Genomic DNA, 4,523 nt, shown 5'->3' on the forward strand with positions numbered 1-4,523 from the left:
GCCGGTGATCGTGCGGCCGGTCGCGGACACCTTCACGTGGCTGATCGCGCCCGGTTCGGCGGACGGGTGGGACTGCGCGGGTGTCGTGGTCCTGCGCCGGGGGGAGGCGGTGGCGGTGCCGCCGGCCGGGTGGCGTGCGGGTGAGCCGCACTGGCTCACCGCCCCGGCCGGGTCGTGCCTGACCGACACCGCCCTGCTGCGCCGGGCCCTGGCCCGGGTGCCGGGCAGCGGGTGCGCGTTCCCGCCCGTTCCGTAGAAGCCCCCTCGTGCCGGCGCCCGCGGAGTCTGCTCGAACCGCTCCGCCCCGCGCGCCCGTACGAGGGCTGCCCGTCCCGGTAGCTGACAACCCCGGGACGGAAGGCGGTCGTCCGACCGGTAACCGGACACGCCGCGAGGGGACCCGGCCGCCCACCCGCTGCCAACCGGGCGGCCGGGACCCCGTTCCTCACAGGGGGCGCTCGTAGCGCGTCGCCGGGCGGCCGGTCAGCGTGATCGCGGCGGTGGGGGTGAAGCCCGTGCGGGCGAGCACGGTCCGGGAGGCGGCGTTGTCCAGCGTGGCCCGGGCGTGGAGCGCGGTCAGGCCGTACGCGGTGGCGGCGAGGGCGCAGACCTCGCGGACGGCTGCCGTGGCCAGCCCCCGGCCGGCCGCCTTCTCGGCGACCCGGAAGCCCAACTCGGCGGCGCCGTCCGCGACATCGATCAGGTTGACCCGGCCGAGCACCGCGCCGTCGTCGTTCAGCAGGAGGTGGAAGAAGCACACCCCGGCCGCCTGCTCGGCCAGCAGGGCGGCGTGCCGGGCGTCGAAGTCCGCGAAGTAGTCGTCACCGCGGTCGGGGATCGACGCCGCGAACCAGGCCCGGTTCTCCCGTTCGAACGCGAGCAGGGCCGGGGCGTGGTCGGCGCGCAGGAGCTGGAGGCGGAACGGGAGCACGCCACGAGGCTACGGCAGCGGGCGCGCGTTCATCCGTCGGGGCCCTCCGCCCGGCACACCAGGCAGGTCTCCACGCGTCCGGCGTGGTCGGCCGCCACCCGCCGCACGTCGGCCGCCCGCAGATCCGGCTCGCCGGGACACCAGCAGCCCGCGCGGTGCAGCACGCCGCGCCGGGGCTCGTCCGGCGGGGTCCGCATCCACTGCACCCACCAGCGCGGGCGGGCCCGTTCGACCGCCGCGACCCGTTCCGCCTCGGCGATGGCCGCGCGGACCTCGCCGAGCCGCAGCTCCAGCCAGGTCGCCAGCGTGCGCAGGCGGGCCAGGGCGGGCGGCAGGCTGGGCCTCGGCCGGGGGGGCTCGGACAGGGACTCGCTCACGCGTTCGATATTAGGCGCTGCTTCCCCGGGGGCAACCCGGCGCCGGGGTCGGCGCCGGAACGGGCGCGTCCCCGCCGTCGCCCAGCCGGGCCGCGCCGGGGGGCCACACCACGTCCACCGGGAGCCCGGCCGCCCGGGCCTGCTCGACGGCATGCGCGGGGCCGCCGTTCCGGCCCGGGGCGGGGCGCCCGTTCCACACGGCGACGAGCCGGTCGGCGCGCTCCAGCAGCACCTGGTTCGCCGCCTCGTAGGCACGCGGGTCGGCCACCTCGTTCGGCAGCACGACCACCTCGTCGGCCGCCCCGGCCAGCCGGTCGAACGTGTCGGCGTAGGCGGTGGAGCCCTGCTCCTGCCGGTAGTTCACCGAGGGGATGACCACCACCAGCCGGCCGCCCGCCTCCAGCACCGCCTCCGCGAACAGCGCGTCCGCGCCCTCCGCCAGGCACGAGACGCCGGTCAGGTCCCCGGGCGCGTACCCGCGCAGCAGGCCGGTCAGGGCCTGTCGCACGAGGACGGCGCTCGCGGCCGTCAGATCCATGTGGCCCGTCACGGCTATCGTCGTCATGGATTCCATTCTGCAACGCCGGCAACGCCCGCAACCTCGTTCGTCAAGGCGGCCGTTGCACGGAGCGACACCGTTGGGCCACGATGCGTGGCATGAGCTTGACGACCGACGGCAGGGCGCCGGGGCCGGTGCGGTTCTTCCTCGCCTGCGACCGACGCGACTGTCAGGAGCGGATCACGTTCGACCTGGTCATCGCGGACCCGCCACCGGACCTGGAGGAGGACCTCTTCGGCCACATGCTGCACGAAGCGGGCCAAGCCACCCCCTACATCAAGGAACTCGGCTGGATCTTCATCGAGGGCGGCGAGGGCTACTGGTGTCCCGCCTGCGCCACCCCGCCCTCGTTGAGACGGCCCCCGGACGCCCAGGACCCCGAAGAGGAAGCCGGACACGAACCCTGACCCGAGCGCGGGGCGGTCGTTCCGCCGGGCCTCGGTTCGGCGGGACGCCGGGCACCCGCCCGGGATCGAAAAGCGCCGAACGCCGCGTGGCCGCGGGCGCCTTGGCCGGTGCCGCCGGCAAGGCCGCCGAGGGCGTCATCCGTTCGGGGGAAACGGCCCGAGGTCGGGCCTCAACGGGCCTCCGCGGCAAGGAAGATGCCGTGCGTGCCCAAGAAGTTTCTCGCCGAGCCGCCCGCCACCGCGCCCCCCGGTCAGCCCCGCTGCGACCGGTGCGGGAAGTCCCTGTGGCCGGACATCACCGTGCAGGGCCGCTCCCCGATATGGGTCTGTCCCACCTGCGCCACGCCCGCGGCCCGCTTCTGGCACGCCCACGACGGGCACCACTGCCCGCTCGGCTTCCCCTGGCCGCTCCACCAGGACGCGACGGGGCGGCAGTTCCTCTGCTGCTGAACGCGCGCCGTTGACGTTGACGAAGGTGGCGGCGGTCGTCAGGCACCGGGGCCTCGTTGGCGGGCCGCCTCGTACAGGACGACCGTGGCCGCGCTGGCCGCGTTGAGGGAGCTGGCGGAGCCCGTCATCGGGATACGGACCAGCGTGTCGCACAGGTCGCGCCACGCCGCGCTCAGCCCCGCCGTCTCGTTGCCGATCAACAGCAGCACCGGGCCCGTCAGATCGGAGCCCGCGACGTCCGTCTCGCCGGACTCGTCCGTGCCCACCACCGTCACCGGAACGCCTTGCGCGCGGACGTCCGTCAGCCAGTTCGCCACCTCCCGGTGGCCGGGGATGCGCACCACCGGCAGCGCGAACAGCGAACCGGTGCTCGCCCGGACCGACTTGGGGTCGTAGACGTCGGCGGCGTGACCCGTCACGATCAGGCCGCCCGCGCCGAAGGAGTCGGCGGACCGGATGATCGTGCCGATGTTCCCCGGGCTGGTCGGGCGGTCGAACACGACGCCGAGGAAAGCCGGTCCGACCGGGACGCGGGCCAGGTCGTCCGGCGGCATCTCCGCCACGGCCACCAACTCGGGGGCGCCGTCGTCCTTCTCGCCCAGCTCGGCCAGCAACTCCGGGGCCATGGCGATCTTCTCGGCGGGCACGTCGCGCAACAGCCCGCTCGCCCAGCGTGTCAGGGGACGGCTGGGGTCGAACAGCAGGGCCCGGATCGTCCAACCGTGCTCGACGGCCTGGGAGATGGGCCGCACGCCCTGCACGAGGAACTCGCCCGCCCGGTGCCGCTTGGTGCGGTTGGTGAGCTGGGCCTGCCACTGCTGGAAACGGGCGTTGCGGGTCGTGATCCGCTGGTGAGCCACCCGTTCTCCCTGCCTGCTGAGCGCCGTGCCATGTGATCAGCAGGCTACCGGAGAGGACTCGCGGCGGAGCCGGCGGAACGGGCGGGTGCGCCGGTCGGCAAGGCCGCACACGGGGTTGACGGCGTACGTAAGGTGGAGAGGAAACGCATCAACGCCCACCCCGGGCCGTGAGCCGGGTGGGCCGGACGGGGGAAGAAAGGTGCGTGCCCGATGACGGTCGGGCTCCTCTCCACGATCGCCGCTGTGTTCTACGGGAGCACGGTCTCGATCCTCGCGCTCACCGCGACCTTCGCCCGGCGCCACACGCTGCGGCGTGAAGCGCGCAGCACCCTTGCCGTGCTGGTGCCGGGAAGGGCGGTGGAGCCGCCGCAGGGAGACGGCACGGCAGTAGGCCCGGGCAACTGAACGGGTCCGGCGAAGCCGGGTGCCGATCCTGATCCGCTGGTCCGCGCCCCGCACGGGCCCTCCGCGTCAGCGGAGGGGGCGGGTGGTGTCCCGCGTGGTCTCTCCGGCGCCGGCGGCCTCGGTGGCGCCGTCGCCGTCCCCGGTGCTCGTCGCGGGCGGGTCGGTGGAGGAGTCGGAGGCCGACGCGCCGCCGTCGCCGAGCGCCATGGCACCGCCGAGCAGGACGAGGGTCGCCGCGAAACCGGTGGCGACGGCGGTGAGGGGGCGGTCTCGCATGGAGCACTCCAGGGATCGGCTGCCGGACACTCCGTCCTTGTCCGCCGGGCGGCCCGATCATGGCGGCGGCGGCCGGTTTTCCCTCTGACGGGGGATGGCGGCCCGGGGGAGCGCCGGGTCCGGTGTCCGGGGCCCGGGGGGGGGCGGGTTCTTATACACCTCTGACGCTGGCGACGAAGAGGTGGGTGGTGAGCGCGGTGCGCGCCGGGTTTTGTCCATAGAATATCGACTTTCATGTGCTGTCTCTCAGTGGTATCG

General features: G+C 74.6%; 8 protein-coding genes and 1 pseudogene. 4 read left to right on the forward strand and 5 right to left on the reverse strand.

Annotated elements, in window-relative coordinates:
* Positions 1-256 (forward strand): annotated as a pseudogene (locus BN2279_RS07340) (hypothetical protein); the annotation flags it as partial.
* A gap of 189 nt (positions 257-445) precedes the next feature.
* Here the strand turns inward: BN2279_RS07340 and BN2279_RS07345 are convergent.
* The 3 genes from BN2279_RS07345 to BN2279_RS07355 are packed head-to-tail and all read right to left on the reverse strand — an operon-like array spanning position 446 to position 1,873.
* Positions 446-931: a GNAT family N-acetyltransferase gene (locus tag BN2279_RS07345; RefSeq protein ID WP_059007667.1), complete on the reverse strand. Its 486-nt coding sequence runs from the start codon at positions 929-931 to the stop codon at positions 446-448.
* 29 nt (positions 932-960) lie between these two features.
* Positions 961-1,308 (reverse strand): hypothetical protein, encoded by a 348-nt coding sequence (locus BN2279_RS07350; RefSeq protein ID WP_059007669.1) that lies wholly within the window; start codon positions 1,306-1,308, stop codon positions 961-963.
* Positions 1,309-1,318: 10 nt separating this feature from the next.
* On the reverse strand, positions 1,319-1,873 hold the full coding sequence (locus BN2279_RS07355; RefSeq protein ID WP_234347565.1) for a hypothetical protein: 555 nt from the start codon (positions 1,871-1,873) through the stop codon (positions 1,319-1,321).
* A 92-nt stretch (positions 1,874-1,965) separates the two neighbouring features.
* On the opposite strand from BN2279_RS07355, the gene BN2279_RS07360 reads away from it, so the two are divergent.
* Both BN2279_RS07360 and BN2279_RS07365 read left to right on the forward strand, forming a co-directional pair.
* Positions 1,966-2,274: a hypothetical protein gene (locus tag BN2279_RS07360; protein WP_059007671.1), complete on the forward strand. Its 309-nt coding sequence runs from the start codon at positions 1,966-1,968 to the stop codon at positions 2,272-2,274.
* A gap of 204 nt (positions 2,275-2,478) precedes the next feature.
* Entirely contained in the window at positions 2,479-2,724 is a 246-nt protein-coding gene (locus BN2279_RS07365) for a hypothetical protein (RefSeq protein ID WP_159037098.1), read from the forward strand.
* A 38-nt stretch (positions 2,725-2,762) separates the two neighbouring features.
* Here BN2279_RS07365 and BN2279_RS07370 read toward each other — a convergent pair whose 3' ends face one another.
* Positions 2,763-3,584, reverse strand: a complete 822-nt coding sequence (locus BN2279_RS07370) for a TrmH family RNA methyltransferase (protein WP_059007676.1) — start codon at positions 3,582-3,584, stop codon at positions 2,763-2,765.
* A 210-nt stretch (positions 3,585-3,794) separates the two neighbouring features.
* Here BN2279_RS07370 and BN2279_RS07375 point away from each other — a divergent pair, with 210 nt between their 5' ends.
* A complete protein-coding gene (locus BN2279_RS07375) occupies positions 3,795-3,989 on the forward strand; it encodes a hypothetical protein (protein ID WP_059007677.1) in 195 nt (64 codons plus the stop codon).
* A gap of 66 nt (positions 3,990-4,055) precedes the next feature.
* Here BN2279_RS07375 and BN2279_RS07380 read toward each other — a convergent pair whose 3' ends face one another.
* Positions 4,056-4,265, reverse strand: a complete 210-nt coding sequence (locus BN2279_RS07380; protein ID WP_059007679.1) for a hypothetical protein — start codon at positions 4,263-4,265, stop codon at positions 4,056-4,058.
* Positions 4,266-4,523: the final 258 nt, after the last annotated feature.

The sequence above is a fragment of the Streptomyces specialis genome (assembly GCF_001493375.1).
GTDB classification, from domain to species: domain Bacteria; phylum Actinomycetota; class Actinomycetes; order Streptomycetales; family Streptomycetaceae; genus Streptomyces; species Streptomyces specialis.